Raw genomic sequence first — 1,899 nt, 5'->3', positions numbered from 1 at the left:
TAGCGCAACGCGCGTAAGCCGACGAACACCTCGGACTTCATTTACGCCGGCTCCAAATACTCCACCATCAACTGCACGGACTGACGCCCGCGAAACTCGTTCACATCCAACCGATACGCCAGGTGCACACGCTGCACGGACGGATTGGGCCACAACTCCGGATCAATATTGAACGCAATGGCGTCCACCAGATGTTGTCCCTGCGAATCCAGCGCCAACGTCATTTTCAGGTGTTTCTCCCCCACCAGCCTCTGCTGAACCAGCGCAAAATCCCCATCGAACAGCGGCTCCGGAAAATGCTGTCCCCAGGGGCCTGCGTTGCGCAGCAAACTGGCCAGTTCCAGGTTCACTTCCGTGGGCGTCAAATTACCGTCGCTGACCAACACCGGCTGCAGGTCCTCCGGCTGCAATTGACGTTTTACTTCTTCGTCAAAGGCCTGCTGAAACGCGTCGAAATTCTCCCGAGAGAGCGTCATCCCCGCCGCCATGGCATGGCCGCCGAACTTGTTCAACAGATGCGGATGACGGGCCGCCACCGCATCCAGCGCATCGCGGATGTGCAAACCGGCAATTGAGCGAGCCGAACCTTTGATCTCCCCTTCCCCGGCATCGGCAAACACGATCACCGGACGGTGCAGACGATCCTTGATGCGCGACGCCAGAATACCGATCACACCCTGGTGCCAATTACCGTCATACAGGCAGAGCCCCCAGGGCAGCGCCTGATTTTCTTCATCCAGCTGCAGCCGATTGAGCATGGCCACCGCTTCCTTCTGCATGCCACTCTCAATCGCCTTGCGATCGCGGTTGAGCTCGTCCAGCGTCAACGCCATCTCCCGGGCCAGCTCATCGCTGTCGCACATCAGACACTGAATGCCCACGGAAATATCGTCCAGGCGTCCCGCCGCGTTCAGCCGTGGGCCAATGGCAAACCCCAGGTCACTGGCCACCAGCCGGTGCATCTGTCGCCCGGCCACATCCAGCAGGGCAATAATGCCCGGGCGAGCCACACCGGCGCGAATGCGCTGTAAGCCCTGAGACACCAGAATGCGGTTATTGTGATCCAGCGGCACCACGTCCGCCACCGTACCGAGGGCCACCAGATCGAGAAAATTCGCCATATTGGGCTCGGGCTGGCCCTGGGCAAACCAGCCCCGCTGACGCAACTCCGCCCGCAGGGCGTTCATCACGTAAAAAATAACACCAACACCTGCCAGGTTTTTACTGGGAAACGGGCAGCCCGGCTGGTTGGGGTTCACAATGGCTTCGGCGGAGGGCAGCTCATCACCGGGCAGGTGATGATCCGTCACCACCACCGCAATCCCATGCTCCTGCGCCGCACGCACCCCCTCGACACTGGAAATACCGTTATCCACCGTCACAATCACATCCGGCGCCATCGCCGCCGCCACTTCTACGATCTCCGGCGTCAGCCCATAGCCGTACTCAAACCGGTTGGGCACCAGAAAATCCACACTCGCCAGGCCCATGGCCTGCAACGCCATCACCGCCAACGCCGAACTGGTGGCGCCGTCAGCGTCGAAGTCACCCACCACCAACACATTGGCCTGTGCCTCGACCGCATCGGCCAATAGAGCCACCGCTTCGGGCAGGCCTTTGAAGGTGGGTTTGTGCAGGTGTTGCAGCTTGTGGGAGAGTTCTTCCGAGCGAGAGACGCCTCTCAGCCGATAAAGGCGATCCAGCAACGGAGGAAGGTCACCAGCCAGAGGGGTTTCCAGAGAGTGTTCAGGAGGTGTGCGTCGGAGGATGGTTTTTTGCATGAGGTCCGTCGGTGAAATTAGAGGGATTCGGCTTTGGTTACGGCGGATGCGCCTTCGGCTTATCCGCCCTACGCGATCCTTGGCACAGAGGGACGGGAAGGGGAAGCCCTTTCAAGAC

Annotated in this window: 1 protein-coding gene; it reads right to left on the bottom strand. The window is 60.2% G+C overall.

Going from position 1 to position 1,899, the window contains the following annotated elements; all coding sequences use genetic code 11:
- Positions 1–41 precede the first annotated feature (41 nt).
- Positions 42–1,781: a single-stranded-DNA-specific exonuclease RecJ gene (gene recJ, locus B3520_RS04920; RefSeq protein WP_286804728.1), complete on the bottom strand. Its 1,740-nt coding sequence runs from the start codon at positions 1,779–1,781 to the stop codon at positions 42–44.
- Positions 1,782–1,899 lie beyond the last annotated feature (118 nt).

Source organism: Marinimicrobium sp. UBA4509, from assembly GCF_002388575.1.
GTDB lineage: Bacteria > Pseudomonadota > Gammaproteobacteria > Pseudomonadales > Cellvibrionaceae > Marinimicrobium > Marinimicrobium koreense.
This window is presented reverse-complemented; position numbering and strand designations above follow the sequence as displayed.